This is a genomic window from Streptomyces sp. NPDC044704 (assembly GCF_056433525.1).
The window spans coordinates 64,539-91,207 of record NZ_JBWKGY010000005.1 but is presented as its reverse complement, the minus strand read 5'-3'; the positions used below and the strand labels follow the sequence as shown (position 1 = coordinate 91,207).

The window sequence follows — 26,669 nt, the reverse complement described above, 5'->3', positions numbered from 1 at the left end:
GGGTGCCTCCATGGTGACCGAGGCCGATCCGGACGAGGCCAGGAGCAGTGTGTGGCTGGCCGTCAGGCCCGCGGCCCCCGCCAGACGCCGCAGCGAGGCCCCGTCCGGGCTGGACCGGGACCGGATCACGGCCGCCACCGTGCGGCTGCTCGACGCCGAAGGGCTGTCCCGCTTCTCCATGCGCCGCCTGGCCGCGGAACTCGGCGTCACGGCCATGTCCCTGTACTGGTACGTGGACACCAGGCACGATCTGCTCGAACTCGCCCTGGACAGCGCCCTGGGCGGGCTGCGGCTCCCGGCCGGACCGGCCGCGCGGGAGGACTGGCCGGACCGGCTGCGGATCCTGGCCCGCGGTTACCGGGGGCTCCTGGCGGAGCATCCGTGGGTGGCCCCGCTCAGCGCCGCCTACCCGAACATCGGCCCGCACGCGCGGGCCTTCGACGCGGCGCTGCAACGCCTGCTGGACGCCGCAGGCCTGGTGGGCACCGGTCGCACCGGCGCCCACCTGGCCCTCTCGCAGTTCCTGACCGGCTCCGGCCTGAACGGCTGCGGGGGTTCGGGCCGCAGGGCGCCCGAGGCGGACTTCGGCCTGGCCCTCGACGTCCTGATCGCGGGCATCGAGGCCAAGGCCGCCGACCGCACGGGACGCCGGGGCCACGACACTCCCTAGTGCCGTGGCCTTTCCGGTCGCGGCACTAGGACCCGGCCGGAGCCTCGGCCGTCTTCTTCAGCGCGTCGGCCGGAGCCTGCGCCGGGTCCGCCGGGGCGGACGTGGTGGAACCCGCGGCCGTCGGGGCGTGCGCGGCCGGCTTCGACTTGAGCGCGACCTCCTTGATGAACAGCACCAGCACCAGGGAGAGCAGCGCGAACGGGGCGGCGTAGAGGAAGACGTCGCCGACGCCGTGGCCGTACGCGGACTCGATGACGGTCCGGAACGGCGCGGGCAGCTTGTCGAGGTCGGGGATCCCGCCCCCGGCGGTGCCGCCGTGGCCCATGGCCGCGGCCTTCGGGCCGAGGGCGGTGAGGCCGTCCTGGACGTAGTGGGTGACGCGGTTGGCCATGACCGCACCGAGCGCCGAGACGCCCATGGCGCCGCCGAGGGAGCGGAAGAAGGTGACGACGGAGCTGGCCGCGCCGAGGTCCTCGGGGGCCACCTGGTTCTGGGTGGCGAGGACCAGGTTCTGCATCATCATGCCGAGACCGAGGCCGGTCAGCGCCATGTAGACGGCGATGTGCCAGTACGGGGTGTCGTAGCGCAGGGTGCCCAGCAGGCCGAGTCCCGCGGTGAGGAGCACGCCGCCGGAGACCAGCCAGGCCTTCCACTTGCCGGTCTTGGTGATGACCTGGCCGGAGACGGTGGAGGAGACGAAGAGACCGCCGATCATCGGGATGGTCAGGACGCCGGACATGGTGGGGGACTCGTTGCGGGCCAGCTGGAAGTACTGGCTGAAGAAGACCGTGCCGGAGAACATCGCGATGCCGACGAAGAGCGAGGCCGCCGAGGCCAGGCTGATGGTCTTGTTGCGGAACAGCCGCAGCGGGATGATCGGGTCGCTCGCACGGGACTCGACGAGGACGAAGAGCAGGCCGAGCGCCACCGCGCCGCCGGTCATCGCCCAGGTCTGCCAGGAGATCCAGGCGTAGGAGTCACCGGCCTGCGTGACCCAGATCAGCAGCAGCGAGACCGAGCCGCTGATCAGGAAGGCGCCCAGCCAGTCGACCTTGACGTCCCGGCGGACGACCGGGAGGTGCAGGGTCCGCTGGAGCACGATCAGCGCGATGATCGCGAAGGGCACGCCGACGTAGAAGCACCAGCGCCAGCCCAGCCAGTCGGTGTCGGTGATGACGCCGCCGAGGAGCGGGCCGCCGACGGTGGCGACGGCGAAGACCGCACCGAGGTAGCCGCTGTAGCGGCCGCGCTCGCGCGGGGAGATCATCGCCGCCATCACGATCTGGGCGAGGGCGGAGAGGCCGCCGACGCCGATGCCCTGGACGACGCGGCAGGCGATGAGCATGCCCGTGTTCTGGGACAGGCCGGCGACGACGGAGCCCAGGACGTAGATGACGAGGGATATCTGGACGAGCAGCTTCTTGCTGAAGAGGTCGGACAGCTTGCCCCAGAGCGGGGTCGCGGCCGTCATCGACAGCAGGGCCGCGGTCACGACCCAGGTGTAGGAGGACTGGGTGCCGCCGAGGTCGCTGATGATCTGGGGCAGTGCGTTGGAGACGATCGTCGAGGACAGGATCGCCACGAACATGCCGAGCATCAGCCCGGACAGCGCCTTCATGATCTGGGGGTGGGTCATGGGCGCGCCGTCGGACGTGGTCTCCGACCGGCCGCCTTCCCGCACACCGGTGGGTGTGGTCGTAGCCATGCGTTTCCTTAGTACTAGAAGCTCGATCGGAGTCGGGCCAGCAGGGTGTTGAGTACGTCGACGTCCTCGGCCGACCAGTCGGCGAGGGCCTTCTCCAGCGCGCCGGTGTAGCGCGCGCCGAGCTCTGCGAGCAGCGCGCTCCCCGCCGGGGTGAGGCGCAGGATCCGGCAGCGGCCGTCGCCCGGGTCGGTTTCCCGGTCGATCCAGCCGCGCTGGGCCAGGTGGGCCACGTGGCGGCTGGTCACCGAGATGTCGACGGCCAGGTACTCGGACAGCCGGCTCAGCCGCATCTCCCCGTGCCGGTCGAGCACGGTCAGGACGGCGGCGGAGGCGGGCGGGCAGTCGTGGGGCAGGATCCGGGCCAGGTCGCGCTTGACCGCCCCAATGCCGGTGAGCTGGCGGGCCAGCTCCTCGTAGCGGGTGGTGCTCTGCGCGGTCCACGTGGTCACCGGGTGCCCCCCATCTTGTTGCTTAGGGCAACCATAGAAGCGGATGGTTGCTACAGGCAAATGAATCCGGGGGGTCCGGCGGTAAAGGAATCGGAAAACCCGTCGGCGGCGGAAAACCCGCTAGGGTCCTGGGCCATGGCTGCGAACCACAACTCTCCCGAACCCGAGGGTGGCTACGACCCCGCGGGCAGTACGCAGATGTTCCGCGCGTTCGTCGAGGAGGCCGAACCGGCCCGCACCCCGTCCGTCCCGGGCGCCCGGCGGCGCCAGAAGGACCCGGCATCGAAGTCCGGGGCGGTGCTGGGGCTGGCCTTCGGCCTGCTCCTCGTGTTCGGCGCCGCCCTCTGGCTGGTCCTGCGCTGACCGCGCTGACCGCGCTGACCGCCCCCGGCCGACGGGGCACCGGTCATCGGGCCGCCCCTCGCCGGGCTGCCCGTCACTGGGTCCAGGAGGCCGTGACCTTCTGGGTCTCCACCCGCATGCCCAGCGGGACCCGCCACGCCTCCACGCACACCGTGTAGGTCTGGGTCTTCGAGGCTCCGGCCGCGATGGGGCCGGGCAGGGGCTGGCTGGTGGTGATCGTGGCCCAGTCGACGCCGAGGGCGCCGATGATGTGCGTCGCGAAGCTGACCGTGCCCGAACGGGCGGCGGTGCCGCCGGTGTTGGTGAAGGTGACCGTGACGCGTTCGCACCGGCGCTCGGACGCCGCCGCGCGGACCGGCGCGCTCAGCGACAGCTTCGCCGGGGTTGCGGGCGGCGGCGGGGGCGGCGCGGGCGTGCCGGTCCCGGGTCCGGGCTTGGGGTCCGGGGCCCCTGGAGGGGTGCCCGGGCCGCCCGGGGCCGGGGTGGTGCCCGGCTGCGCCGGCGGGGGGCCGCCGGGCGGGGCGGGCCGGCCCGCCTCCGGCGGGGTGCCGGGCGCGGGTGCGGAGCCGCCGGGGGCGGTGGCCGTCCCTCCGCCCTGGCCGGAGCCGCCGGGCGGCTGGGACCCCGGGGTGCCGGGCGTCGTAGGGGCGGTGTCGGACGGGGTGCCCGTCGCGGGGACGGACGCCGACGCGGAGGATTCCGCCGGGGTGCCCGCCCCGGGGGCCGCGAGCGGCTGGAACTCCACCCCGGCCCGGGGCGCGACGTTCTCCCCCGCGCCCCTCTCGGGTCCGGGGGCGGCCGCGCCCACGGCGACGTAGCCGTCCCGGGCCGGGCCGCCGCATCCGGTGAGGGCGGCGGCGGCCGTGCAGCACAGGGTGAGGGCGAGCGCCGCGCGAGATCCCGTTCGCATCGCGTCAGTTTTCCTGACGCCACATCAAATGGGAACCCGTTGCGCGGCGTTCAGCCTCCGGCCGGGACCCTCACTCGCCGATCAGACCGACGCGCAGCTGCGCGAGCGTCCGCGTGAGCAGCCGGGAGACGTGCATCTGGGAGATGCCGACCTCCTCGCCGATCTGCGACTGGGTCATGTTCGCGAAGAACCGCAGCATGATGATCTGCCGTTCCCTGGGCGGGAGTTTGGCCAGCAGCGGCTTCAGGGACTCGCGGTACTCAACACCCTCCAGCGCGGTGTCCTCGTACCCCAGGCGGTCCGCGAGGGAGCCCTCGCCGCCCTCGTCCTCCGGAGAGGGCGAGTCGAGCGAGGAAGCGGTGTAGGCGTTGCCGACGGCGAGACCGTCGACGACCTCCTCCTCGGTGACCCCGAGCACGGCCGCGAGCTCGGGGACGGTCGGCGACCGGTCGAGCTTCTGGGCGAGCTCGTCGCTGGCCTTGGTCAGCGCGAGGCGCAGTTCCTGGAGCCGGCGCGGGACGCGGACGGACCAGGAAGTGTCTCGAAAGAATCGTTTGATCTCGCCCACGACGGTCGGCATGGCGAACGTCGGGAACTCCACTCCGCGCTCGCAGTCGAACCGGTCGATCGCCTTGATCAGGCCGATGGTGCCGACCTGGACGATGTCTTCCATCGGCTCGTTGCGGCTGCGGAAGCGGGCCGCCGCGTACCGCACGAGCGGCAGGTTCAGTTCGATCAGGGTGTCGCGTACGTAGGTCCGTTCGGGGCTGTCCGCGTCCAGGGCGGCAAGTCGCTGGAAGAGGGAGCGGGAGAGGGTGCGGGTGTCGATGGCTTCCGAGCGGTCGGACACTGCCGGCTGCTCACGCTTGACAAGCGTGAGCACTTTGGAGCTGCCCTGGTCTACGGACATGCCACCCCCTTGAGGTCGCGGACGGTCGCGTCTTCTGCGCGCCCGTCGGAGGAACGCAGCCTCCACCTGAATACCGGAGGCGGGGCTGCGGCAAACGCGGTTCCAGCAGAATGTCACATGTCGGCAACACGCTGTAGCGTCATGTCGACAAGTATCTCCAGCGACAGAGCGCGGACCGAGCGGAATGAGCCGGTTCTGTAGGGAAACGCGGGAACGCCTCCACTCGAACCGGTTAGGCCTCGATCCTGTTTGCGGATCTCAGTCGGGCGAAGCTCCGGGCGAGCAGCCGGGAGACGTGCATCTGGGAGACGCCGAGCTCGGCGCTGATCTGCGACTGCGTCAGGTTGTTGTAGTACCGCAGGAGGAGGATCCGCTGCTCGCGTTCGGGCAGTTGTACGAGGAGGTGGCGGACGAGGTCGCGGTGTTCGACTCCGGCCAGCTCGGGGTCCTCGTAACCGAGCCGGTCGAGCAGGCCGGGCATGCCGTCGCCCTCCTGGGCGGCCTCCAGGGAGGTCGCGTGGTAGCTCCGGCCCGCCTCGATGCAGGACAGCACCTCGTCCTCGCTGATCCGCAGCCGCTCGGCGATCTCGGGCGTGGTCGGGGTGCGGCCGTGGAGGGTGGTGAGGTCCTCGGTGGCGGCGTTGACCTGGACCCACAGCTCGTGGAGCCGGCGCGGGACGTGGACGGTGCGGACGTTGTCGCGGAAGTACCGTTTGATCTCGCCCACGACGGTCGGCATGGCGAAGGTCGGGAACTGCACCCCGCGCTCCGGGTCGAAGCGGTCGATCGCGTTGATCAGCCCGATGGTGCCGACCTGGACGACGTCCTCCATCGGCTCGTTGCGGCTGCGGAAGCGGGCGGCCGCGTACCGGACGAGGGGGAGGTTCGCCTCGATGAGGGCCCCGCGCACCCGGTCGTGCTCGCTGGTGCCCGGCTGAAGGCCCTTCAGCTGCCCGAAGAGCACCTGGGTGAGGGCCCGGGTGTCGGCGCCCCGGCTCTGCGGCCGGGGGGCGGTCGGGGGCGCTTCCTGGGCGTCCTGCTGGGGTGGCACCTGAGGCGCAGTACTGGCCGGCACGGTCACGCCACCCCTTCAGTCAACTCATCTGTCAAAAGCGGTCATAGCATCACAAGAGATGTGCACTATGCGCAAGCACCGTATATCGCCGTGTTGAGGGCAAGTTGGGCATATAGGGACATTCTTTTCGAACAGTGGGAATGCAAAAGACCCCCCACCCGTCGGAGTGGGGGGCCGGGAAGTCCGGAAACCGCTTCAGCGTACGGGCTCAGCTCACCAGTTCGGTCATGAACTCGCCGATACCGGAGGCGGCATCCGAGATTCCCTGGAAGCCTATTTGTACAAAATCGGCAGCTTTGACCGGTTGGGTGATGATCACGTAGAGCACGAAGACGACGAGCGCGCCCACGACGATCTTCTTGGTGTCCATGAGCGGTGACGGCCTCCCCAACCGGTCCTGCAAAGTCGGGTGAGTCTAACCGGTCAACTTCGGACACTCACCTGCCCTTTAAGGACCAATGGCCTGGCCGTACGGGCCCTTTGCCGGTGGGTCCCCGGTCGCGGAAGGCGCAGGATTGAAGACGAGCCCACCGGTTCTGGCAGGAAACCGGTGGGTGAGGGACAGGGCCTCGCTGCGGGGTCCGAGCCGCAAGCTTCCCCCCTGACTGCGGCTCGGACTGGCAGGTTCCGTCCTCACCGGGGGAAGTGGCTTGTCCCCCCGATGCCACTTCCCCCGTCCCCACGTCGAAGGTCCCGACTCCGGTCGGGGCCTTCTTCGCATGCGCTGAGGCGCTACTCCAGCCCGCCGGCCAGGTCGGCGATCGGCTGGACGGGCGCGATCACGGGGGCGAGCTGGTTCGGCAGCTCCATCAGCTGGTTGAGCTGGTTGGCGCCCTCGCTGAGCTTCCCGCCGATCTCCTGCACGGAACGCGGCTGCGCGCCCTGCGGCATGCCCGGGGTCGCCGTCGGCAGGTCCGGGAGGGTGAGCGGGGCCAGGGGCGCGGCGGAGGCGGCAGGAGCGGCGAGGCCCGCGGCGGCCCCCGCGAGGGCGAAGGCGGCGAGCATGCGCTGGGTCTTGGTCATGCCGTGACAACGGCCGAGCGGGCGCCCGGTCACGCGGATGTCCCCCGGAGGGCCCCGCCGGACGGCCCGGCGGCGAGTGACCCAGGGGCCGACTGACCCAGTGGCCGACTGGGCCGAGTGGCCGACTGGGCCGAGTGGCCGACGGGCCCCGGGAACGCCGAGAGCCCCGACCCTTGCGGGGCGGGGCTCTCGGTTCAGAGCGGTAGCGGTGGGATTTGAACCCACGGATAGCTTGCACCATCACACGCTTTCGAGGCGTGCTCCTTCGGCCGCTCGGACACGCTACCGAGAGAGAGCTTAGCCCAAAGAGCACGCTGAGCTGAAATCCGTATCCGGGCTGCCATCCGGGCGGCCCCCCGGAGGCCCCTGCGAGCCCTCCGGAGCCCGTTTCACAGGTCCCGGAAGAAGTCCGTCAGCTGCCGCGCGCACTCCGCTTCGAGCACTCCGCGGATCACCTCCGGCCGGTGGTTGAGCCGCCGGTCCCGTACGAGGTCCCAGAGCGACCCCGCCGCGCCCGCCTTCTCGTCCCCCGCGCCGAACACCACCCGGGCCACCCGGGACTGCACGAGCGCGCCCGCGCACATCACGCACGGCTCCAGGGTGACGACGAGGGTGCACCCCGTGAGCCGCCACTCCCCGAGCCGGGCGGCCGCCCGGCGCAGCGCCAGTACCTCGGCGTGCGCCGTGGGGTCGCCGGTGGCCTCGCGCTCGTTGTGCCCGGAGGCGAGGAGTTCCCCGTCCGGGCCGAGCACGACGGCACCGACCGGCACGTCGCCGGCCGGTACCGCCAGGGCGGCCTCCTGGAGCGCCAGGCGCATGGAGTCCCGCCAGGGATCCCGTACGGGATCGGGGCCGTACGCGATGTCGTGCGCGGTGCTCACTAGCGGACGGCCTCCAGGACCTCGGTGGCGCCGAGCGAGTCGGCGATCTCCGAGAGGGCGTCCCCGTCGAGGGTCATCAGTTGTTTGTTGCTGACTCCGAGGTCGTCCAGCAGCAGGGGGTCGCCGAGCGGACCGGCCGGCAGCGGCTCGGCGCCGGTTCCCGTCCGCTCGTCCGCGTCGTCGTCCTCTTCCGCGAACGCCGAGACCGGTTCGTCCTCGCCGTCCTCGGTGCCGTCCAGGTCCAGTTCGTCGAGTTCGTCGTCCTCCTCGTCGCTGCCCAGCAGCTCTTTGGTCAGCATCGATCCGTAGGAGCTGCGGTCGGCTGCGGAGGCGTTCGATACGAAGTACCGGGGGTCCTCCTCGCCGTCCACGCGGACGACGCCGAACCAGGCGTCCTCCTGCTCGATGAGAGCGACCACCGTGTCGTCGTCGACAGCGGCGGAACGGGCGAGATCGATCAGATCACTGAGGGACTCGACGTCGTCGAGTTCCAGGTCGCTCGCTTCCCACCCGTCTTCGGTGCGCGCGAGCAGTGCGGCGAAATACACCGTGACTCTCCCACTGGTCATAGGCGTGCCGGTTGGAGGTCCCCCCGGCCGGAGGTTGGGGTGCGAACGGCCGTGACGCCTGCTGTTCCCACCCCGCCCAATCGGCATCGTGGCAGAAACAGCGGCTTTGCGAGAGGTCTTCCGCGCGGCGGCCGTGTCGCGGCGTCCGCCGCCACGCCGGTCGCCGGGCCGCTCACCATCGGAACGTACGCATCCGCATCTGCTGGCGCATCCGTGCCGCGCGGGCGCGCCGCGGCTGCACGCGGTCCCGGAGTTCCCGGGCCTCGTTCAGGTCGCGCAGGAACTGCGCGCGCCGCGCCCTGCGCTGCGCCGCGCTCTCGGGTGGCTCGTGCGGATCGCTCCCGGCACTGCTCCCGTCGCTCTGGTCACTCGCTCGGCTCGGCTGCGTCTCGGGCATCGGCCACCACCCCGGCTGGTCCGGTCGTCCTCCTCCGCCGGCGCGAAGCAGACCCCCCGGATTCCCACCTTCCCCCGGACGGCGCGATTGATGCCACCTTTTCCCAGATCGACCCAGGTCAGGGCTGCGGGGCAGGTTCCCGCCGGTTCCCTCGGGCCCCGGTTCCTCAGTCGTCCGCGTCGTCGGTGAGGTCCGGTACGACGGCCACCGGGCCGTGCGCGTGCTGGAGGACGGCGTTGGCCACGGAGCCCATCAGCAGCGACCGCCGGCGGGGATGGTGGCGGCCCACGACGACGAGCGCGGCCGACCGGGAGGCCTCCACCAGCCGGCCCGCCGCGTCCCCGGGCACGGCCGCCTGCTCGACGGGCACGTCGGGCCGGCGGGCGCGCAGCGGTTCCAGTCGGCGCGTCTGGGAGCGCAGCATCTCCCGTTCGGCGGGCACCGCGTCCCCGTCGTCGGCGAGCGCCTCGGGCGGGATCACGGCGAAGGGGCTGTCGACCACCATGGTCGGCGTGGGCGGCAGATCGTACGCCGAGACCACCTGGACGGTGGTCCCCCGCGCGGCCGCTTCCGCGAACGCGAAGGTCAGTACGTCCTCGGGGGTCTCGGCGGCGTGCAGGCCGAGGACCACCCGGCCGGCGGAGGGCTCGGTCGCGGCGGCCCGCGCGTCGCGGTCGGCGTGCGGGACCACGACCACCGGGCAGGTGGCGGTGGTGGCGACGGCGCGGCTGTTCGAGCCGAGGAGCAGGGTCGCGAACCCGCCGCGCCCGCGCGAGCCCATGACCAGCATCAGCGGCCGGTTCTCGTCGGCGATCACCCGCAGGGCCTCGGGCACGGACCCTTCCAGGGCCTCGTAGCGGACCTCGCGGGGCAGCTCGGGGGCGGCCTCCAGGACGGTGCGGACGTGGTCGCCGATCGGGTCGGCGTACTGCGCGGGTTCGTTCGGATGGTGGAGGGCGGAGCGCCGGCCCGCGTACAACTGGGAGGCGTCGGGAAGCACATGGGCGACCATCAGGGCGGCGTCGTGCCGCAGGGCGGCCGTCCTGGCCCACTCCAGGGCCCGGAGGCTGTGCTCGGATCCGTCGACCGCCGCGATCACCAGTCCACTGCTCACCCGTCCAGCGTGCCGGGCGGCCGGGCGGGCCGCATCTCCGCCGTGCGACGCCGAGCGGTCGTGGCAGCGCGTAGCCTTTTGGGAGTGGGTCGCGAACAGCGGCCGTTGTCGCAGGTAGCAGGGTCGCAGGTCGCAGGTCGAAACCCGGCTGAGTCTTGGAGGATGTTGTGCGTTTGCAGGTAGTCGATCACCCCTTGGTGGCGCACAAACTCACCACGCTGCGCGACAAGCGCACCGACTCCCCCACGTTCCGGCGCCTGGCCGACGAGCTGGTGACCCTCCTCGCGTACGAGGCCACCCGCGACGTGCGCACCGAGCAGGCCGACATCGAGACCCCGGTGGGTCCGACGACCGGCGTGAAGCTGTCGCACCCCCGCCCGCTGGTCGTCCCGATCCTGCGCGCCGGTCTCGGCATGCTGGACGGCATGGTGCGGCTGCTGCCGACCGCCGAGGTGGGCTTCCTGGGCATGGTCCGCAACGAGGAGACCCTGGAGGCCTCCACGTACGCGACGCGCATGCCGGAGGACCTCTCCGGACGTCAGGTGTACGTCGTCGACCCGATGCTGGCCACCGGCGGCACGCTGGTCGCGGCGATCCAGGAACTCATCAAGCGCGGCGCCGACGACGTGACCGCCGTGGTGCTGCTGGCCGCGCCCGAGGGCGTCGAGGTCATGGAGCGCGAGCTGGCGGGCACGCCGGTGACGGTGGTGACGGCCGCGGTGGACGAGCGGCTCAACGAGCACGGCTACATCGTGCCGGGCCTGGGCGACGCGGGGGACCGCATGTACGGCTCCGCCGAGTAGGCAGCTGTCGGCTCCGCCGCATAGGCAACCGCCGGCTCCGCCGAGTAGGAGACTGCCGACTCCGCCGCATAGGCAACCGCCGGCTCCGCCGAGTAGACGCGCCCGGTCCCGGTCCCGGTCCGGTCCAGGGGACCGGACCGGGCCGGGATCAGCACTTTCCGGTGGGTGCGGGCGCGGGGTTGGCCAGGAGGGCCAGTGCCTTGTCCGCTTCTTCCTTGGGCTTCAGCTGCGTGAAGGCGTCGCCGATGATCAGGTCGATGTCCGCGCCCTCGCGCGTGTCGTGCTGCTGGGTGAGCCCGTCGACCTGGGTGCCGAGGACGGAGTAGGCCGCCTTGTCGGTCGTGGGCGCGCCGAGCAGTATCCCGGTGCCCGGGACCTTCTTGTCGAAGGTGGGCGGGGCGTTGCCGACCTGCCCGATGACGAAGCCGCGTTTCTCCAGCTCGTCTCGGACGGCCTTGGCGAGGCCCGCTCGCGGGGTCGCGTTGTAGACGTTGACGGTGATCTGGCCGGGCTGGGGGAGCACGACCGCGGGGGATGCGGAGGCGGCGGGTCCCGGTTGGGGAGCGGAGGCGGGTTGCGCGGCCTTGACGGGGCTGGCGGACGCGGTCGGGCAGTCCTTGCCGGCCGCCGCCGCATTCCGCTTACCGCCACCGTCGCCCCGGAACACCCCGATGAGCTGGAGCGCCCCGTAGCCGAGCAGGGACAGCGCGAGGAGCGAGCCGAGCAGGACGAGGACGACCTTCCGGCGTCGCGGCCGGCGGCTCATGCGGGGGTAGGCAGCTCCCGTAACGCGGTACTTTCCGCCCATGCCGGGGGGAGTGAGCATGCTCATGGGCGCAGCGTAGTGCCGCGCCGTGACGATGCCTACTAAATGATCTATTGATCGGGCAAGGCTGACCCGAAAGGCGCAATCAGTCCATTTCCAGGACGCGTGCGTGCAGCACCTGACGCTGCTGGAGCGCCGCGCGCACCGCGCGGTGCAGCCCGTCTTCCAGATACAGGTCGCCCTGCCACTTCACGACGTGCGCGAAGAGGTCGCCGTAGAAGGTGGAGTCCTCGGCCAGCAGGGTTTCGAGGTCCAGCTGTCCCTTGGTCGTGACGAGCTGGTCGAGCCGGACCGGGCGCGGGGCGACGTCCGCCCACTGCCGGGTGGTTTCCCTGCCGTGGTCGGGGTACGGCCGCCCGCTTCCGATGCGCTTGAAGATCACACGGAAAGCCTACCGGGCCCGCGCCTCCGGGCGCAGCCTCGCCGGGTGGGTGCAAAAGTGGCAGACAGGGCTATTCCGGGAGTGATGCATGAGCCAGAGCACCGACGCCGCCGTTCCCGCGGACCCCGCGGACCCGGCCGGAGCGATCGCCGCGGGGTACGCGTTCACCGGACCGGCGCTCGACCTGGGAGCCCTGATCTGGGACGGCGTCTGTCTGCCGGACCGGCAGATCCGCATCCCGCTCGCCATGCTCAACCGGCACGGGCTCGTCGCCGGTGCCACCGGCACCGGCAAGACGAAGACGCTCCAGCTCATCGCCGAGCAGCTGTCCGCGAACGGCGTGCCCGTCTTCCTCGCCGACGTCAAGGGCGACGTCTCGGGCATCTCCGCGCCCGGCACGGAGAACGACAAGGTCCGCGAACGGGCCGGCGAAGTGGCCCAGGACTGGCAGGCCACCGGCTTTCCCAGCGAGTTCTACTCGCTCGGCGGGATCGGCCCGGGCATCCCGCTCCGGGCGACGGTGACGGCGTTCGGGCCCGTCCTGCTGTCGAAGGTGCTCCAGCTGAACCAGACCCAGGAGCAGTCCCTCGGCCTGATCTTCCACTACGCCGACTCCAAGGGCCTGGACCTGATCGACCTCAAGGACCTGCGCGCGGTCGTCGCCTTCCTCGTGTCGGACCGGGGCAAGCCGGAGCTGAAGGGCATCGGCGGACTCTCCACGGTGACCGCCGGGGTGATCCTGCGGGCGCTCACCGCATTCGAGCAGCAGGGCGCCGCGCAATTCTTCGGCGAGCCCGAATTCGACAGCAGTGAATTCCTGCGGACGGCCGCCGACGGGCGCGGCACGGTTTCCGTACTGGAACTCCCGGCGGTTCAGGACAAACCGCAGCTCTTCTCCACCTTTCTGATGTGGCTGCTCGCCGACCTCTACACCGATCTCCCCGAAGTCGGCGATCTGGAGCGCCCGAAACTCGTCTTCTTCTTCGACGAGGCGCACCTGCTCTTCAACGGGGCTTCGAAGGCCTTCCTGGATTCCATCACCCAGACGGTCCGGCTGATCCGTTCGAAGGGAATCGGGGTGTTCTTCGTGACCCAGACGCCCAAGGACGTACCGGCCGACGTGCTCGCCCAGCTCGGCAACCGGGTGCAGCACGCGCTCCGCGCCTTCACCCCCGACGACGCGAAGGCCCTGAAGGCCACGGTGAAGACCTTCCCCAATTCCGCTTACGACCTGGAGGAGCTCCTCACCCAGCTCGGCACCGGCGAGGCGGTGATCACCGTACTCAGCGAGAAAGGCGCCCCGACGCCGGTCGCGGCGACCCGGCTGCGCGCCCCGCAGTCGCTGATGGGCCCCGTCGACGCGGCGGAACTGGACCGGGCGGTCAAGGCCTCCCTGCTGTACTCGCGCTACGCCGAGCCCGTCGACCGCGAGTCGGCGTACGAGAAGATCAGCGCCGAACAGGCGGCCGCCGAGGCCGAGGCGGAGGCCGCCGCCGCGGCGGCGGAGGCCGAGAAGCAGGCCAAGGAGGCGGAGAAGACGGCCCGGAAGGCCCCGAAGCCGGATCCCTCGCTGGCCGAACAGGTCGTGGGCAGCGGCATCTTCCGCTCGCTGGCCCGCTCGATCGGGACCCAGCTGGGCCGGGAGATCTCCCGCTCGCTCTTCGGAACGGCCCGGCGGCGCCGCTGACATGACGGGCCGTCCGCGCGGCCCCGCCCCCGGTCGAGCCGGAATCAAGTGCACCGGGTGCCGCTCGGGCGGCCGACGCTGACAGACTCGGGGGCATGCGGACCGAACTCACCGACACCACGTCCAGCAAGGTCGTCCGGGCCTTGCTCGAAGCGCGCCGAGCCGTCGGCAGCCCCGCCATGGGGCTGGTGCTGACCCTCGTCGTGGTCACCGACGAGGAGAACGCGTACGACGCCGTGCGCGCCGCCTCCGAGGCCTCCCGCGAGCACCCGTGCCGCATCATCGCGGTGATCAAGCGGACCAAGCGGGGCCCCAAGCGACTCCACCAGACCCGCCTCGACGCCGAGCTACGCGTCGGCACGGACGCCGGCTCCGGCGAGATCGTGCTGCTGCGCCTGCACGGCGAGCTCACCGACCAGGCGGGTTCGGTGGTGCTCCCGCTGCTGGTGCCCGACGCGCCGGTGGTGGCCTGGTGGCCGTCCGAGGCCCCGGCCGATCCGGCCCGCGACCAGCTGGGCGCGCTGGCCCAGCGCCGGATCACCGACTCCCAGGCGGCGCCCGACCCGGTCGGCGTGCTGGACCAGCGGGCGGCCTCGTACGCCCCCGGCGACACCGACCTGGCCTGGACCCGGCTCACCCCGTGGCGGTCCCTGCTGGCCGCCGCCTTCGACCACAAGCCGCTCCCGGTGACCGGCGTCGCCGTGGAGAGCGAGGCGGACAACGCGAGCGCCGAGCTGCTGGCCCGCTGGCTGGAAGACCGGCTCCGGGTGCGGGTGGAGCGGGTGCCGACGGACGGCCCGCTGATCACCCGCGTCCGGCTGGAGACCAGCGCCGGGGAGATAAGGGTGGACCGGCCCGCCGGAGTGCTGGCCACGCTGCTGCTGCCGGGCTGGCCCGACCGCAAGGTGGCCCTCAAGATCCGCAGCACGGCCGAGCTGCTCGCGGAGGAACTGCGGCGCCTGGACGCCGACGTGGTCTACGCGTCGGCGCTGCGCGGCCGGCCCGCCCAGGCCTCGCTCTCCGCGTAGTGGTTGTCGTAGACCGGTGAGCTGTCCTTGATGTCCTGGACGGTGGCCTCGCCCGCGCGGACCCGGCCGAGCAGGCGGTAGTAGTCGAAGCGGTGCATGCCGGGGGTGAAGCCGACGAACACCTCGGCCGTGTGGCCCGCGGCCGGGGCGAAGGCGTGCTTCACGCCGGGCGGGACGGTGATGAAGTCGCCCTTGCCGAGGGTGTGGACCTCGTCGCCGACCAGGACGTCGAGTCGCCCGTCGGTGACGTGGAAGAACTCGGTGGCCTTCGTGTGGAAGTGCACGGGCGCGCCGGCCGCCCCCACCTCGAAGCTCGCCGTGTTGCAGGTGAGCTCGTCGGTGTCGGTGAGCAGGGTGATGACGCTGCCCGGGCCGTCGGAGATCGATTCGGCGCCTGCCGCGCGCGTGAGGTTGCTGATCATCCGGCCGACCCTAAGGCAGGAACCTGCACCTCCGGTCCCCCGGCCGTACGGTCAACCCGGCCCGCGACCTGCTGCGACGCCCCTCACCCCGCGGCCTTCCCGGCCTTCGCCGCGGCCTTCATCTCCTGCTTGTACGCGCGTACCTTGGCCAGGGACTCCGGGCCGGTGATGTCGGCCGCCGACCGGTGGATGTTCGCCGGGCCGTAGCCGCCCGCGGCCTCCCGCCAGCCCTTGGGCCGCACCCCGAACCGCTTGCCGAGCAGCGCCAGGAAGATCTGTGCCTTCTGCTCCCCGAAGCCCGGCAGTTCCTTGAGCCGCTTCAGCAGTTCCTCCCCGGTCGCGGCGTCGGCCCACACGGCGGCCGCGTCCCCGTCGTAGTGCTCGACCAGGTACGCGCACAGCTGCTGGATCCGCTTCGCCATCGACCCGGGGTAGCGGTGCACGGCGGGCTTCTCGGAGAGCAGCGCCGCGAAGGCCTCCGGGTCGTGGGCGGCGATGGCGTGCGCGTCGAGGTCGTCGGCGCCGAGCCGCCGCGCGATCGTGTAGGGCCCGGAGAACGCCCACTCCATCGGCACCTGCTGGTCGAGCAGCATGCCGGTGAGCGCGGCGAGCGGGCTGCGGGCGAGCAGGGCGTCGGCCTCGGGCTGCTGGGCCAGCCGGATGGTGATGTCCATGCCTCCAGCCTCCCCCGCGCACGGGCTCCGCGCGCGGTCGGCGCGCGGTTGTCGGACCCCCCGCCTAGCGTGGGAACGACAGACGCGCATGCGGATACGACGACACGGGAGTCGATCGACCATGGCTGAGTTCCAGGAAGGCGCGCCCTGCTGGGTGGACGCGATGTTCACCGATGTGGAGGGCGCCAAGGAGTTCTACGCGGACGTGCTGGGCTGGACCTTCGGCGATTCCAGCAGCGAGTACGGCAACTACACGCAGGCCTACTCCGACGGGAAGGCGGTCGCCGCCGTCGTCCCGCCGATGCCGGGGGTCGACGCTCCCTCGCAGTGGTGTCTGTACTTCGCCTCGCCGGACGCGGCCGCCACGGCGGAGAAGATCAAGGCGGCGGGCGGCGAGCTGGTCATGGAGCCGATGCAGGTCGGCACGTTCGGCACGATGCTGATCGCGAAGGAGCCGGGCGGCGCGGTCTTCGGTGTCTGGCAGCCGGGCGAGCACAAGGGCTTCGAGAAGATGGGGGAGGCGGGTTCGTACGCCTGGGCCGAGGTCTTCAGCCGGGACGTGGCCAAGCCGGACGCCTTCCTGCCGAAGGTCTTCCCGTACGAGGCCCAGCAGATGGAGACGGGCGACGACCCGGAGACGGCCGGGATGGACTTCAAGGTCTTCAGCCTGGGCGGGACGAGCAACCCGGTCCTGGGCCGGATGGGCATGGGCGACGACTTCCCGCCCGAGGTCCCCTCTTACATCCAGGTCTACTTCGCGGTGCCCGACTGTGACGAGGCGGTCGCCAAGACGAAGAAGCACGGCGGGAAGCTGCACTTCGGCCCGATGGACAGCCCCTTCGGGCGGTTCGCGGCGGTGGCGGACCCGCAGGGCGCGGCGTTCGCGGTGATCGACCTGACGACGACGGTCGGGGAGATGCCGGCCTTCGAGTAGCGGGAGTTCCGTGGCCCGTGCCCACGCCGGTGATCACGGCGGGTCGCCGCAGTCGCCGCACCGGCGGGGGACCGGGCTGCGGAAGGCGCGGTCGCAGGCCGGGCAGGTCTGGAAGGGGTCCGGGGGGACGTACGCCGCCCGGACGAACTCGGGTTCCAGGAGGGGCGGCAGCTGATTTTCGAGCCGGTGGGCGATCAGGCCGGCCGGGTGGGCCGGGGGGTGGGGCAGGCGGGCCGTCAGCGCGGTGGTGATCGCGTCCGGGGTCGCCCCGCGTTCCAGCCAGGGCACGAGCCGCGGGGCGAGGCGGTCGATGTCCCGCTGCCCGAGGAGCAGCCGGGAATCGACGCGGCGCAGCCGGGCGAGGAGGTTCGCGGCCGCGCGCAGCAGCACCGGGTCGGGGGCGGGGTCCGGCAGCGGTTCGTCCTGGGGCTCTGGTTCCGGGTCCAGGTGCGGGAGCTGTTGCTCCTCCTGCTCCTGCTCCTGCTCCGGCGGGGGTGCGGCCTCCGGCTCCAGGTCGGGGCGGGGGTCCGGCTCGGGGGCCGGGTCCTGCTCAGGGTCCGGGGTGGGGTCCGGGGCGGGGTCAGGGGCCGCGGCCTGGGGGTCTGGTGGGGGCGGCGTGGTCGTGGTGGTCACCCCGCGGGGCTGGTTGTAGGACACCGTATGGGTGACGAACCGCCCGTCGGGCAGTTGTTCCACGGTCCGCTTCAGGTAGCCGTGGGCCTCCAGCTCGCGCAGGGCCGCCGCGATCCGGGCCGTCCCCTCGGGAACCTCCCTGGCCAGGTCCTTGATGCCGATGCCGGTGCCGGCGGGGAGGGACTGGATGTACGCGCCGAGGCCGCGGGCGGTCAGCGTCATCTTCGGGTTCTGGATCAGGTGGTTCCCGACGACGGTGAACCGGTTCTTGTGCCGGACGTTCGAGTGACGAACGCCGTACGGCGCGAGCGAGCGCGCGCTAACCTGCTGAGGAGCCATGGGAAGTGTGGACTTCCTACTTGGTCAGGCCCTCGTCCGGGATTGCCGTCCCGGCGGGGGCCGTCTTCGTTTGTGGGGTTGCGGGGCGAGCATATGCCCCGCAACCGGTCCGAAATCCAGCCGAGTTGGACTTGTTCACCCGTGTGAGTGAGCGAGCCTCGCGGGGAGGCTGGTGGGGTTGGGCAGGGGTTCTTTCTCCCGGTACTGCGAAGCAAAGAAACGTACGGGCCGACCGGAGTGCGTCCGGACGGAATCCGGTCGGCGCATCAGTGCGCGGGCAGCTGGTCGTAGGTCTTGTACGTGTATTCACCTGCCAGGGTGATCCGGTTCCCGGCGGCCGCCGGGAGGCCGAGGCGGTCGTTCACGAGCCGGGTCATCGGGCCGCAGCCGGTGGCGGCCGGGACGCCGAACGCGGTGTCGGTCGCGGCGTACTTGATGACCGGAGGGTTCTTGGACACCCGCTCGGAGTCGCCCACCCGCTTCAGGCGGATCTCGACGGGGGTGTCGCCGCCGCCGATGACGCAGTCCCGGGGCAGGAGCGGGCTCAGGACGCGGTAGCGCAGGGTGAAGAAGCCCATGCTGTCGCCGACGGAGTAGAAGTCGGACCGGCCGCCGTACTCCGGCTGCAGGGACAGCCCGAGCAGGGGGGACCGGTCGGCGGAGGCGTGGCCCAGGAGGCCGCCGGGGACGGGGGAGGGGGCGCTGCGCAGGGATCCCCAGACCTGGCCGGGGCTGCCGTCCGGCATCGGTCCCTCGGCGAAGGTGAGGGTCATCGGGGCCAGCGCGGGGACGTCGCGGCCGCCGAGGCGCAGCGAGCCGGAGGCGGTGTGCAACTCGCACTTCCAGCGTGCCGGGTCGACGTCGGAGGGGAGGGCCGGGCAGCCGGAGAAGTCATAGGAGGGTGCGGGTGCGGGCGCCGCAGACGCGCCGGCCGCGCCGGTGAGCGTGAGGACGGCGGCAGCGGCGAGGGCGAGCCCCGCGGTGGTGGTCTTCATGGCCCCTACGGTGCCGCCGGACGGGGTGCGGCGGCACCGGGGACGGCCCCCGCACGCCCCTGAGGTACCCCCGAGCCGGTGTCAGGGCCAACCGCGGTTCACCGTAGGGGTGGTTCGGCCCGCAGGGACGTGTGCGGGGCGGGTCAGCCGGCGGTCTCGTACACCCCCTGCGCGGTGAAGGCGGCGTACTCGTTCACCTGGAACGGCGCCGCGCCGGGCTGCGACTCCCGGTCCTTGCCGGTCCTGGCGTCCAGCACGATCGGGTCCGCGGGCCGGCCGTCCCGCACCACCCGGCCGTAGACGGCGCCGTGGAAGGCGGTCAGGAGCTCCGGTGCGCTGCGGCCCTCGGTGTCGGACGGCCCGCCCACCGTCCACAGGCGCGTGCCGCTCACGGCGTCGTATCCGGACAGCTCCCCGCCCTTGGTGGTGCGGGCGGAGCAGATCGTGGTCGCCCGCTGGTCGTGGACGCAGTCCTGGATCTCGTGGAGCCGCTCGCCGAAGCCCTCGATCTCCAGGGGCACGCCGTCGGAGAGGCGCACGACCTCGTCGGAGCCGTTGGCGTCGACGTTCCTGACGCGCGCCGCTTCCGGTGAGAAGGCGGTGATCCGGTACTGGGCGCCGGACCTCTCCAGTGCCTGCCACTGTTCCTTTCCGGTGGCCGCGTCCAGCGAGGTGACCCTGACGGAGCCGCCCGCCGAGTCCCTGCCGACGACGCGGCCGCCGAGGACGAGCTGACCCTCGAACCCGGGCCGGTCCCAGCTCACCCGGCCGGTCGCCAGGTCGACCCCGTACGTCGTGGGCGTACCGTCCTGGCTGCCGCCCAGGACGAGGACGGCCGTGGTGTCGGAGACCCCGCTGACCTGGCAGAAGTCCCCGCCCACGGCGATGCCGAGGGGGGCTTGGAGTACGGCCGTGCCGGTCGCGGCGTCCACCGTGACCAGTTCGTAGACCGAGGTGTCGGCGGTGGTCCCGCTCCCCTTGGACACGGTGGGGAAGACCCCGACGGCGACCCGCTTGCCGCCGGCCGTCCCGGCGCCCGGCCGCGTCCGCTCGCACAGCGGGGGCTTCTCCCCCAGGGTGTCCTCGCCGTAGTCCTCGGGCAGGTCCCCCTTGGGCCCGGCGCCGTCGCCGACGGCCTCGCCCGAGGCCAGGTCGGCGACCACGAGCTCGCCGTGGTCCTGCGCGTACCCGTACGCGTTCTTCCCGTCCAGGGTGGCCGCCGCGAGCCGCCGCGTGTCCAGGGCCCACATCCCTGCGGGCGCGAACTTCAGCGGTGGATCGTGCGCGACGAGCGGCGTCGGCGCCTCCTGCGGCCCGGCGGAACCGGACGCGCTCTGCGAGGGGGTGTCCTTCACCCCCTCCTGCCCGTCGTCCTCCGGCCCCCCGCCGCAACCGGCGACCAGCACCAGTCCCGCCAACGCGGCCGCCACGGCCGCCCTCCTGGGTAGCCCCCGGCGCATGCTTCCCCCTCCGACGCTCCGACTCGGTGTGCGCCGGGTCAGTTTCGGCGGTGGCGGCGCGGGAGGCCAGGGGGTGGGGCTCAGGAAACCCCGGCCAGCACCGGGACTTCGAGGGCGCCGAACCAGATGTGGGTGACCGCGCTGACGTACCGCGCTCCGCAGCGGTCCGTCGGGACGACGAGCTGGCAGCCGGCCTCGTCGAGGTCCTCGCCGTCGAGGCGGGTGGCCAGCAGGACCGGGCTGCCGCAGAAGTCGGGGTCCAACTCCGCCCAGGACAGCAGCGAGTGGTGGCCGTCCCCGCCGCTGACCGCCAGGACGAAGCGGCTGCGGTCCTTGCGGCGGCGGCCTTCGAGGTCCGGATGGGCGCGGGCGACCACGTCCCGCAGCAGGGCGCCTTCGAAGACGTGGCGCTGCGGGCCGTTCGTCGCGCAGTCGAAGGTGACCTCGGCCCGGTGGACGGGCCATTCCCGGAGGTCGGCGACGCTGAGGGCCGCCGGTCGGCCGAGGTCTCCGTGCAGCAAGAGTGTGGGCATGCCCCAGTGATGCCCGTCACGGCTCTTTCCGGAACCTCATCTGCAAGGTTCGGAGGTGTGTATGAGCCGCAGACCGGATGTCATTCGTGGGTTCCGCCTTGCAGCTTCCGGTTGATCTTCTGCCACACCACGTCACGGGTCACCGGCAGCTCCGTGAAGCGGACCCCCGTCGCGTCCCGCAGGGCGTTGGCGAAGGCCGGGGCGACCGGGTTGAAGGGGCTCTCGGACATGGACTTGGCGCCGAGCGGCCCGATCGCGTCCGAGGTCTCCATGAAGTGGACTTCCGTGCGCGGGACGTCCGCGTACTGCGGGAGGCGGTAGCGGCGGAAGGCGGCCGTGGTGACCTCCCCGCGCTCGTCCACCCGTACCGTCTCGAAGAGGGTCGCGCCCAGGGCCTGCGCGACGCCGCCCTCGACCTGGCCCCGGCACTGCATCGGGTTCATGACCTTGCCGGCGTCGGCTGCGTGCACGCTGCGCAGGATCTTCATCTCGCCGGTGTCCGGGTCGACGGCGAGGCGGAACCACTGGGCGTTGAAGGCCACCGAGCGGGGGGAGCCGCCCCAGTGGCCGTCCGCCGCGATCTCGTCGAGCCTGCCCTTGTCGTACGCGGCCTCGTACAGCTCCTTGAGGGTGAGGACGCGGCCCGCGCAGTCGAAGGACTCGGCCTGGAGCTCGCACAGGTGCCGGGCCACGCCCGTGTGCCGGGCGGCGAAGGTCCGCAGGCGTTCGGCGAGGGAGCCCGCGGCCAGCATCACGGCCTTGCCCGCCACCACCGTGCCGGCCGAGCCGAACGCGCCGGTGTCGTGGCGGACCACGTCCGTGTCCGACTGGCGGACCGTGATCCGGTCGACGGTGGTGTTCAGCGCCCCGGCGGTGATCTGCTTGTGGACGGTGGTGGTGCCGTTGCCGAACTCCGCCGTGCCCACCGCGATGTCGTACGTGCCGTCGCGCAGGAGGCTGACCCGCGCGTCGGCGAAGTGGCCGCCCGGGGGGCCGGTCGCGATCATCGCGACCGCCGAGCCCGTGCCGGTCAGCCAGCCCTCGGGGACGTCCTCGTGGCTGCGGTCTTCGGCGACGGCCTTGCGGACGACGTCCATGCACTGCTTCATCCCGTACGAGGCGATGAAGAGGTCCTCCTCGTGGCCGATCGGGGTGACCATGTGGTCTCCGGCGCCGATGACGTTCTTCTCGCGCAGGACCAGCGGGTCCATCCCGAGCCGGACGGCCAGCTCGTCCATCACCGATTCCAGGGCGAAGAGGACCTGGCCCAGGCCGTAGCCGCGGAAGGCGCCCGCCGGAACGCAGTTGGTGTAGACCGAGTACGCCTCCACCTCCTTGTTCGGCGCCTTGTAGACGGCGAAGGACTCGCCGACGCTGTGGAACATGACCGCCGGTCCGTGGTTGCCGTAGGCGCCGGTGTTGGAGAGCACGCGGATGCGCAGCGCGGTGAGGGTGCCGTCGGCCTTCGCGCCGATCTTGATGGTGATCTTGAAGGGGTGGCGGGTGGTGGCACCGTAGAACTGCTCGGCCCGGGTGAATTCGAGCTTCACCGGGCGCCGCAGCTTCAGGGCGGCGAGGACCACGATGTCCTCGGTCAGCATCTCCTGCTTGCCGCCGAACCCGCCGCCCACGCGGCCCGCGACGACGCGTACCTCGTCCTCACCCAGGTCGTACAGGGCGCACAGCGCCCGCCGGGTCAGGAACGGCGCCTGGGTGGAGGAGCGGACGGTGATGCGCTCGCCGTCGCCGTCCTCCTTGGGCTCGAAGTACGCGACGCTGCCGTGGGTCTCCAGGCTGGCGTGCTGCACGCGCTGGGTCCGGAACGTCTCCTCGTGGACGACGTCCGCCTCCGCGTACCCCTTCTCCATGTCGCCGAGGGTGTTGTGGACCTCGCCGCACACGTTGTTCTCGGCGCGGAAGATGCCCGCCTCGGGACCCTTGGGGTGGAGCACGGGGGCGCCCGGGAGCATGGCCTCCTCCGGGTCGATCACGTACGGCAGCTCCTCGTACGTGACGACCACGCGGCGGCAGCCCTCCTCGGCGGCCTGCTCGCTGTCGGCGACCACGGCCGCCACGCGCTGGCCGACGAAGCGCACCACGTCGTCCAGGACGCGGGTGTCCATCGGGTCCTCGGTGGGGTGCTCGTGGCGGGCGCTCGAATACAGCCGGTCGGGCGCGTCGTGGTGGGTGAGGACCGCGTGGACGCCCGGGACCTGGAGGGCGTCGGTGGTGTCGATGGAGACGATCCGGGCGTGCGGGTGCGGGGAGCGCAGCAGCTTCATGTGGAGCAGCCCGGGCACCTCCACGTCGAAGGTGTAGCGGGCCGTTCCGGTGACGACGAGCGGCCCGGCGGGGGCGCCCAGGGACTTGCCGACGGCCTGACCGGCCTCCGGGTCCTCCGTGTGCCGGACCCCGCGCACCGCGTCCTCGATGGCGCGGTAACCCGTACAGCGGCAGATGTTGCCCTTGAAGGCGCGCGGGAGGTCCTGGAGCTTGCCGTCGTCGTGGGCGGTGCCCTCCTCGGCCTGGAGGGCGGCGGTGGTCATCAGGAACCCGGCCGTGCAGAAGCCGCACTGGAAGCCCTGGGCGTCCAGGAACTGCCGCTGCGCCGGGTGGAGCTCACCGCCGGGCTTGGCGAGGCCCTCGACGGTGGTGACGCGGCGGCCCTCGGCGCGGACGGCCGGGTAGAGGCAGCTGTGCACCGGCTGCCCGTCGACGTGGACCGTGCAGGCCCCGCAGTCGCCCTGGTCGCAGCCCTTCTTCACACCGAACCAGCCGCGCTCGCGCAGGTAGGTGCGCAGGCACTGGCCGGCGCGGGGCTCGTCCTCGAAGTGCTGCTCGTTGATCTCGATCCGGTAGCTCATCGGGAGACCTCCTCGGGCGTGGAACCGGCCGTGAGTTCGCGGCGGATCTCCTCCGCCAGGAGCAGCGCCATGTGCCGGCGCCACTCGGGCAGCCCGTGGATGTCGTCGTACCACTCCTCGGGCCGGACGGCGTCGTCGATCACCGCCCGCAGCTCGCCGGCGGTGGGGGGCAGCGCGAACCAGAAGCGGAACGGGCGGGTGGTGGCGGCGCTGACCGTCACGGCCAGGGAGCCGTCCTGCGGGTCCGAAGCGCCGATCACGAGGGCGCCGGAGCGCCCGAGCCCGTAGAGGGAGGCCTGCCGGAAGGCCGTACGGGAGTCCAGGACGCGGGCGGGGATCCGTACGGAGCGCAGCAGCTCCCCGTCGCGGAGGTCCTTCACACCGGCGCCGCGGATGAACTCGGTGACGGGCAGCCGGCGGGTGGCGCCGTCCTGGCCCTGGAGCAGGACGGTGCCGTCGAGGGCGGCGGTGAGGGAGATCATCGGGCCGGCCGGCAGGCCGTTGCACAGGTTCCCGCCGACAGTGGCCATGTTCCAGATCTTGAAGCTGGCGAGGAAGGCCCGGCAGCACTGCTCGACGAGCGGGGCGGCGGTGGCGGGCAGGGTCCGGCCGAAGCGGGACAGCTCGGTGATCGTGCAGGTGGCGGAGATGTCGAGGGAGCCGTCCGGCTGCCAGGACAGCGGCGGCCAGCCCATCCGCGAGAGGTCGAAGAGGCGGCGGACGTGCGGCTGCGGTTCGGAGAAGAGGTAGGTCCCGCCGCCGAGCCACGCGTCGCCGGGCCGCCAGGGCTCCCGGCGGCGCGCGTCGCGCACGTCGAGCACCGTATTGAGGTCCATTTCGCGCCACCAGCCCTTCTCCGACGCGCTCCGTACATGTCTTCCGGCCAGTGAAGCAACGGGTGCGGGGGCGATACGACTGGTCTCGGCCACGGAAACGCACGGGGTTGCAGGGGTCCGCGCTGGATAATCATCCAAGAGCCTTAGGTGCCCATTGCCCTTGCATTTACGATGGGAATTCACGTATTCACCTGGCGAATGTGGGTCACCCCCACCGCAAGGAGTCCCCGCCATGCACGTCCTCGATCTGCTCCAGTCCGACGATCTCGGCCTCACCCTGCTCTGGGGCGAGGAAGCCCTTCTCGGCCAAGAGGTCAGCGGGGTCACCGCCACGGACCTGGAGGACCCGGGACGTTTCCTCGGCCCCGGCGAGCTGGTGCTGAGCGGGCTGGTGTGGTGGGCGGAGGGCGACCTGGCGAAGGCCGACCACTTCGTCTCCGCCCTCGCCCGGGCCGGCGCCACCGCCCTGTTCGCGGGCGAGGAGACCCACGGCCGGGTCCCCGACGAGCTGGTCGCGGCCTGCCGGACGCACCGGGTGCCGATCGTGGCCGTCCCGGCGAAGACCAGCTTCCGGGCCGTCACCGAGGCGGTGTACTTGCGCCAGTGGGGCGACCTCAGCCGCCGCCCCAACCGGATATTCGCCCTCCCCGAGAACGTGCGCGCCGAGCTCAGCCGGCTGCTCGAAGGCGGCGCCGGACCCGCCGAACTCCTCGACCGGGCCTGCGCGCACCTGGGCAAGGTGGCGTGCTACCTGCTGACCGCGAGCGGCCGCACGGTGGCCCGTACGCCCTCCGCTCCGCCGATCCCCGCCCAGCGGGCGGCCTCCGCGCGCGCCGGGCTCTCGCTGCGGATCGAGTCCGACAGCTCCCCGTACGACGCCTGGCAGCTCCACGTGCCCGACGCGGACGCCGCCCCGCCCCGCGTGCTGCACGAGATCGCCGAGGTCATCGCCCAGTACCGGGACGGACACACCCGCCACGGGGCCCCCGGGCGGGCGGCCGCCCGGGAGCTGGTCCGGCTGCTGTCGGCGGACGCCGACCCGGGGGCGCTGGAGGAGGCGCTGACCGCCGCCGGGCTGCCGGCCTCGGGCCCCTACCGGGTGCTGGTGGCCACCTCGGGCGAGGCGCTGGCCGAGGCGCTGGAACACCTGGAGGGCGTCCCGCGGGCGGCGGGCGGCCCCGTCGCGGTGCTGTACGAGGACCCGGGCGCGGCCGCCGACCACGTGGCCGCGCTGCGCGCGGTGTGGCCGCTGCTCCAGGCCTGCGGCGGCCCGGACGCGGACCTGCGCCTCGGCGCGGGCGCCCGGGCCGCGGGCCCCGACGCGCTGCGGTCCTCCCTCACCCAGGCCCGCTTCGCGCTGACGGCGGCCGACGCGGAGGGCCCGGTACGCGCCGTCGAGCAGCTGGACACCCTGGCGGAACTCCTGTCCGGGGTGCCGCCGGAGGTGCGCGGGGTGTTCGGCTCACGGACGCTGGGCGCGCTGGGCGACGGGATGCTGCGGGAGACCCTGGAGGTCTTCCTCGCCAACAACTGCTCGTGGGCCCGTACGGCCGAGGCCCTCCACCTGCACGTGAACACCGTGCACTACCGGATCGAGCGGGTGGAGGCGCTGACCGGCCGGGACCTGTCCCGCCTCGACCACAAGCTCGACCTGTACGCGGCGCTGCGCTGCGGTTGACCCGGGGCCTCCCCCGCCGCCGCACCGCCCCGCCGCGTACCGCGCCGGCTCACCAGATGCCGGTGACCCCGTCCTCGACCGGGCTGCCGACGGCCCGGCCGTCCCGCTCGACGGCGCGGACCTCCGGGTGCGCCCGCAGCGCGGCCAGCTGCGCCTCGTTCAGGTCGGCGGCGAAGCCCCGCACGACGCTGCGGTACACGAACCGGGCCTCGGTGACGCCGGTGTCGTCCATCACCCGCTGCGGATCGGCGTCCGGGACGAGGGTGACGATGTACGGCTCGCTCCGGCGGTCGTCACCCGCGCGCACCGACTCCACCCCCTGGGCGGCGTACGCGACGGGCGCCGCGCCCACCGGGGCGAGCAGGACGGCGGCGGCGATCAGAGCGGGACGCAGGAGCGGACGCATACGGGACTCCGTTTCGTAGCGGATCGGCTACCCGGTCCTTCGGCCACCACCCGCCGAACCTTGAACCCCCCTCCGAGCGTACGACGCCTCCCGCACGCGTGAT

General features: G+C 72.3%; 29 protein-coding genes and 1 tRNA gene. 7 read left to right on the top strand and 23 right to left on the bottom strand.

Annotated elements, in window-relative coordinates; translation table 11 throughout:
• Window positions 1-10: 10 nt before the first annotated feature.
• A complete protein-coding gene (locus AC07B0_RS14280) occupies window positions 11-670 on the top strand; it encodes a TetR/AcrR family transcriptional regulator (protein ID WP_469377037.1) in 660 nt (219 codons plus the stop codon).
• 25 nt (window positions 671-695) lie between these two features.
• Here the strand turns inward: AC07B0_RS14280 and AC07B0_RS14275 are convergent, their stop codons facing one another.
• Window positions 696-2,306 carry an MDR family MFS transporter gene (locus tag AC07B0_RS14275; RefSeq protein WP_467296038.1) on the bottom strand — a complete coding sequence of 537 codons (1,611 nt, stop codon included), beginning with the start codon at window positions 2,304-2,306 and terminating at the stop codon, window positions 696-698.
• Window positions 2,307-2,389: 83 nt separating this feature from the next.
• Window positions 2,390-2,824: a MarR family winged helix-turn-helix transcriptional regulator gene (locus AC07B0_RS14270; protein WP_478898230.1), complete on the bottom strand. Its 435-nt coding sequence runs from the start codon at window positions 2,822-2,824 to the stop codon at window positions 2,390-2,392.
• 135 nt (window positions 2,825-2,959) lie between these two features.
• Here AC07B0_RS14270 and AC07B0_RS14265 point away from each other — a divergent pair, with 135 nt between their 5' ends.
• Window positions 2,960-3,187 carry a hypothetical protein gene (locus tag AC07B0_RS14265; RefSeq protein ID WP_356876187.1) on the top strand — a complete coding sequence of 76 codons (228 nt, stop codon included), beginning with the start codon at window positions 2,960-2,962 and terminating at the stop codon, window positions 3,185-3,187.
• 73 nt (window positions 3,188-3,260) lie between these two features.
• Here AC07B0_RS14265 and AC07B0_RS14260 read toward each other — a convergent pair whose 3' ends face one another.
• The 10 genes from AC07B0_RS14260 to AC07B0_RS14215 form a co-directional block, all read right to left on the bottom strand.
• Complete coding sequence (locus tag AC07B0_RS14260; protein ID WP_478898228.1) at window positions 3,261-4,097, bottom strand: hypothetical protein; 837 nt, start codon at window positions 4,095-4,097, stop codon at window positions 3,261-3,263.
• A gap of 70 nt (window positions 4,098-4,167) precedes the next feature.
• Entirely contained in the window at window positions 4,168-5,007 is an 840-nt protein-coding gene (locus AC07B0_RS14255) for an RNA polymerase sigma factor SigF (protein ID WP_356876191.1), read from the bottom strand.
• A 232-nt stretch (window positions 5,008-5,239) separates the two neighbouring features.
• Window positions 5,240-6,082, bottom strand: coding sequence for an RNA polymerase sigma factor SigF (locus tag AC07B0_RS14250; RefSeq protein ID WP_356876193.1), 843 nt, complete (start codon window positions 6,080-6,082; stop codon window positions 5,240-5,242).
• Window positions 6,083-6,290: 208 nt separating this feature from the next.
• Window positions 6,291-6,452: a hypothetical protein gene (locus AC07B0_RS14245; protein WP_356876195.1), complete on the bottom strand. Its 162-nt coding sequence runs from the start codon at window positions 6,450-6,452 to the stop codon at window positions 6,291-6,293.
• A gap of 362 nt (window positions 6,453-6,814) precedes the next feature.
• Complete coding sequence (locus AC07B0_RS14240) at window positions 6,815-7,105, bottom strand: hypothetical protein (protein ID WP_356876197.1); 291 nt, start codon at window positions 7,103-7,105, stop codon at window positions 6,815-6,817.
• Between the two features lie 200 nt (window positions 7,106-7,305).
• Window positions 7,306-7,392: transfer RNA gene (locus tag AC07B0_RS14235), tRNA-Ser, on the bottom strand.
• A gap of 102 nt (window positions 7,393-7,494) precedes the next feature.
• Window positions 7,495-7,923 carry a tRNA adenosine(34) deaminase TadA gene (gene tadA / locus AC07B0_RS14230; RefSeq protein ID WP_356876257.1) on the bottom strand — a complete coding sequence of 143 codons (429 nt, stop codon included), beginning with the start codon at window positions 7,921-7,923 and terminating at the stop codon, window positions 7,495-7,497.
• 62 nt (window positions 7,924-7,985) lie between these two features.
• Window positions 7,986-8,534: a tRNA adenosine deaminase-associated protein gene (locus AC07B0_RS14225; RefSeq protein ID WP_356876199.1), complete on the bottom strand. Its 549-nt coding sequence runs from the start codon at window positions 8,532-8,534 to the stop codon at window positions 7,986-7,988.
• Between the two features lie 193 nt (window positions 8,535-8,727).
• Window positions 8,728-8,952, bottom strand: coding sequence for a hypothetical protein (locus AC07B0_RS14220; RefSeq protein ID WP_356876201.1), 225 nt, complete (start codon window positions 8,950-8,952; stop codon window positions 8,728-8,730).
• A gap of 166 nt (window positions 8,953-9,118) precedes the next feature.
• Window positions 9,119-10,066, bottom strand: coding sequence for a universal stress protein (locus AC07B0_RS14215; RefSeq protein WP_356876203.1), 948 nt, complete (start codon window positions 10,064-10,066; stop codon window positions 9,119-9,121).
• Window positions 10,067-10,233: 167 nt separating this feature from the next.
• Between AC07B0_RS14215 and upp the strand changes: the two genes are divergently transcribed.
• Window positions 10,234-10,869: a uracil phosphoribosyltransferase gene (upp, locus tag AC07B0_RS14210; protein ID WP_214353071.1), complete on the top strand. Its 636-nt coding sequence runs from the start codon at window positions 10,234-10,236 to the stop codon at window positions 10,867-10,869.
• Window positions 10,870-11,017: 148 nt separating this feature from the next.
• Here upp and AC07B0_RS14205 read toward each other — a convergent pair whose 3' ends face one another.
• Window positions 11,018-11,701: a LytR C-terminal domain-containing protein gene (locus AC07B0_RS14205; protein WP_356876205.1), complete on the bottom strand. Its 684-nt coding sequence runs from the start codon at window positions 11,699-11,701 to the stop codon at window positions 11,018-11,020.
• A gap of 79 nt (window positions 11,702-11,780) precedes the next feature.
• Window positions 11,781-12,077, bottom strand: coding sequence for a type II toxin-antitoxin system VapB family antitoxin (locus tag AC07B0_RS14200; RefSeq protein WP_008740979.1), 297 nt, complete (start codon window positions 12,075-12,077; stop codon window positions 11,781-11,783).
• A gap of 88 nt (window positions 12,078-12,165) precedes the next feature.
• Between AC07B0_RS14200 and AC07B0_RS14195 the strand changes: the two genes are divergently transcribed.
• Together AC07B0_RS14195 and opcA are read left to right on the top strand one after the other, a co-directional pair.
• Window positions 12,166-13,764, top strand: a complete 1,599-nt coding sequence (locus AC07B0_RS14195) for a helicase HerA-like domain-containing protein (RefSeq protein ID WP_478898226.1) — start codon at window positions 12,166-12,168, stop codon at window positions 13,762-13,764.
• Between the two features lie 95 nt (window positions 13,765-13,859).
• A complete protein-coding gene (gene opcA, locus AC07B0_RS14190; protein WP_467295856.1) occupies window positions 13,860-14,792 on the top strand; it encodes a glucose-6-phosphate dehydrogenase assembly protein OpcA in 933 nt (310 codons plus the stop codon).
• Here opcA and AC07B0_RS14185 read toward each other — a convergent pair.
• Window positions 14,741-15,214, bottom strand: coding sequence for a cupin domain-containing protein (locus AC07B0_RS14185; RefSeq protein WP_356876211.1), 474 nt, complete (start codon window positions 15,212-15,214; stop codon window positions 14,741-14,743). The two genes, opcA and AC07B0_RS14185, sit on opposite strands and share 52 nt — an antisense overlap.
• 83 nt (window positions 15,215-15,297) lie before the next feature.
• Window positions 15,298-15,888, bottom strand: coding sequence for an HhH-GPD-type base excision DNA repair protein (locus AC07B0_RS14180; RefSeq protein WP_356876213.1), 591 nt, complete (start codon window positions 15,886-15,888; stop codon window positions 15,298-15,300).
• A gap of 121 nt (window positions 15,889-16,009) precedes the next feature.
• Between AC07B0_RS14180 and AC07B0_RS14175 the strand changes: the two genes are divergently transcribed.
• Window positions 16,010-16,822, top strand: coding sequence for a VOC family protein (locus tag AC07B0_RS14175; protein WP_469377024.1), 813 nt, complete (start codon window positions 16,010-16,012; stop codon window positions 16,820-16,822).
• Window positions 16,823-16,855: 33 nt separating this feature from the next.
• On the opposite strand, the gene AC07B0_RS14170 is transcribed toward AC07B0_RS14175, so the two are convergent.
• The 6 genes from AC07B0_RS14170 to AC07B0_RS14145 all read right to left on the bottom strand — a co-directional run bounded on the left by AC07B0_RS14170 (window position 16,856) and on the right by AC07B0_RS14145 (window position 24,482).
• Window positions 16,856-17,794, bottom strand: coding sequence for a helix-turn-helix domain-containing protein (locus tag AC07B0_RS14170; protein WP_469377022.1), 939 nt, complete (start codon window positions 17,792-17,794; stop codon window positions 16,856-16,858).
• Window positions 17,795-18,060: 266 nt separating this feature from the next.
• Window positions 18,061-18,789, bottom strand: coding sequence for a hypothetical protein (locus tag AC07B0_RS14165; RefSeq protein WP_478898223.1), 729 nt, complete (start codon window positions 18,787-18,789; stop codon window positions 18,061-18,063).
• Window positions 18,790-18,932: 143 nt separating this feature from the next.
• On the bottom strand, window positions 18,933-20,219 hold the full coding sequence (locus AC07B0_RS14160) for an outer membrane protein assembly factor BamB family protein (RefSeq protein ID WP_478898221.1): 1,287 nt from the start codon (window positions 20,217-20,219) through the stop codon (window positions 18,933-18,935).
• A 110-nt stretch (window positions 20,220-20,329) separates the two neighbouring features.
• Entirely contained in the window at window positions 20,330-20,782 is a 453-nt protein-coding gene (locus tag AC07B0_RS14155) for a molybdopterin-dependent oxidoreductase (protein ID WP_478898219.1), read from the bottom strand.
• Window positions 20,783-20,862: 80 nt separating this feature from the next.
• Entirely contained in the window at window positions 20,863-23,646 is a 2,784-nt protein-coding gene (locus tag AC07B0_RS14150) for a molybdopterin-dependent oxidoreductase (protein ID WP_478898217.1), read from the bottom strand.
• Window positions 23,643-24,482: an FAD binding domain-containing protein gene (locus AC07B0_RS14145; RefSeq protein WP_469377014.1), complete on the bottom strand. Its 840-nt coding sequence runs from the start codon at window positions 24,480-24,482 to the stop codon at window positions 23,643-23,645. Before AC07B0_RS14145 ends, AC07B0_RS14150 begins: the two co-directional genes overlap by 4 nt.
• A 232-nt stretch (window positions 24,483-24,714) precedes the next feature.
• On the opposite strand from AC07B0_RS14145, the gene AC07B0_RS14140 reads away from it, so the two are divergent.
• Window positions 24,715-26,160: a PucR family transcriptional regulator gene (locus AC07B0_RS14140; RefSeq protein ID WP_469377012.1), complete on the top strand. Its 1,446-nt coding sequence runs from the start codon at window positions 24,715-24,717 to the stop codon at window positions 26,158-26,160.
• A 49-nt stretch (window positions 26,161-26,209) separates the two neighbouring features.
• On the opposite strand, the gene AC07B0_RS14135 is transcribed toward AC07B0_RS14140, so the two are convergent.
• Window positions 26,210-26,566 carry a protease inhibitor I9 family protein gene (locus AC07B0_RS14135; RefSeq protein ID WP_469377010.1) on the bottom strand — a complete coding sequence of 119 codons (357 nt, stop codon included), beginning with the start codon at window positions 26,564-26,566 and terminating at the stop codon, window positions 26,210-26,212.
• Window positions 26,567-26,669 lie beyond the last annotated feature (103 nt).

Excerpts from the sequence above, each read along its gene's own strand:
- AC07B0_RS14135 (WP_469377010.1), bottom strand. The coding sequence starts at position 26,566 with ATGCGTCCGCTCCTGCGTCCCGCTCTGATCGCCGCCGCCGTCCTGCTC.
- AC07B0_RS14195 (WP_478898226.1), top strand. The coding sequence starts at position 12,166 with ATGAGCCAGAGCACCGACGCCGCCGTTCCCGCGGACCCCGCGGACCCG.
- AC07B0_RS14260 (WP_478898228.1), bottom strand. The coding sequence starts at position 4,097 with ATGCGAACGGGATCTCGCGCGGCGCTCGCCCTCACCCTGTGCTGCACG.
- AC07B0_RS14150 (WP_478898217.1), bottom strand. The coding sequence starts at position 23,646 with ATGAGCTACCGGATCGAGATCAACGAGCAGCACTTCGAGGACGAGCCC.
- AC07B0_RS14155 (WP_478898219.1), bottom strand. The coding sequence starts at position 20,782 with ATGCCCACACTCTTGCTGCACGGAGACCTCGGCCGACCGGCGGCCCTC.
- AC07B0_RS14255 (WP_356876191.1), bottom strand. The coding sequence starts at position 5,007 with ATGTCCGTAGACCAGGGCAGCTCCAAAGTGCTCACGCTTGTCAAGCGT.
- AC07B0_RS14265 (WP_356876187.1), top strand. The coding sequence starts at position 2,960 with ATGGCTGCGAACCACAACTCTCCCGAACCCGAGGGTGGCTACGACCCC.
- AC07B0_RS14275 (WP_467296038.1), bottom strand. The coding sequence starts at position 2,306 with ATGACCCACCCCCAGATCATGAAGGCGCTGTCCGGGCTGATGCTCGGC.
- AC07B0_RS14220 (WP_356876201.1), bottom strand. The coding sequence starts at position 8,952 with ATGCCCGAGACGCAGCCGAGCCGAGCGAGTGACCAGAGCGACGGGAGC.
- AC07B0_RS14205 (WP_356876205.1), bottom strand. The coding sequence starts at position 11,701 with ATGAGCATGCTCACTCCCCCCGGCATGGGCGGAAAGTACCGCGTTACG.
- AC07B0_RS14170 (WP_469377022.1), bottom strand. The coding sequence starts at position 17,794 with ATGGCTCCTCAGCAGGTTAGCGCGCGCTCGCTCGCGCCGTACGGCGTT.
- AC07B0_RS14145 (WP_469377014.1), bottom strand. The coding sequence starts at position 24,482 with ATGGACCTCAATACGGTGCTCGACGTGCGCGACGCGCGCCGCCGGGAG.
- AC07B0_RS14280 (WP_469377037.1), top strand. The coding sequence starts at position 11 with ATGGTGACCGAGGCCGATCCGGACGAGGCCAGGAGCAGTGTGTGGCTG.
- AC07B0_RS14240 (WP_356876197.1), bottom strand. The coding sequence starts at position 7,105 with ATGACCAAGACCCAGCGCATGCTCGCCGCCTTCGCCCTCGCGGGGGCC.
- AC07B0_RS14245 (WP_356876195.1), bottom strand. The coding sequence starts at position 6,452 with ATGGACACCAAGAAGATCGTCGTGGGCGCGCTCGTCGTCTTCGTGCTC.
- AC07B0_RS14140 (WP_469377012.1), top strand. The coding sequence starts at position 24,715 with ATGCACGTCCTCGATCTGCTCCAGTCCGACGATCTCGGCCTCACCCTG.
- tadA (WP_356876257.1), bottom strand. The coding sequence starts at position 7,923 with ATGCGCCTGGCGCTCCAGGAGGCCGCCCTGGCGGTACCGGCCGGCGAC.
- AC07B0_RS14175 (WP_469377024.1), top strand. The coding sequence starts at position 16,010 with ATGGCTGAGTTCCAGGAAGGCGCGCCCTGCTGGGTGGACGCGATGTTC.
- AC07B0_RS14180 (WP_356876213.1), bottom strand. The coding sequence starts at position 15,888 with ATGGACATCACCATCCGGCTGGCCCAGCAGCCCGAGGCCGACGCCCTG.
- opcA (WP_467295856.1), top strand. The coding sequence starts at position 13,860 with ATGCGGACCGAACTCACCGACACCACGTCCAGCAAGGTCGTCCGGGCC.
- AC07B0_RS14165 (WP_478898223.1), bottom strand. The coding sequence starts at position 18,789 with ATGAAGACCACCACCGCGGGGCTCGCCCTCGCCGCTGCCGCCGTCCTC.
- AC07B0_RS14185 (WP_356876211.1), bottom strand. The coding sequence starts at position 15,214 with ATGATCAGCAACCTCACGCGCGCGGCAGGCGCCGAATCGATCTCCGAC.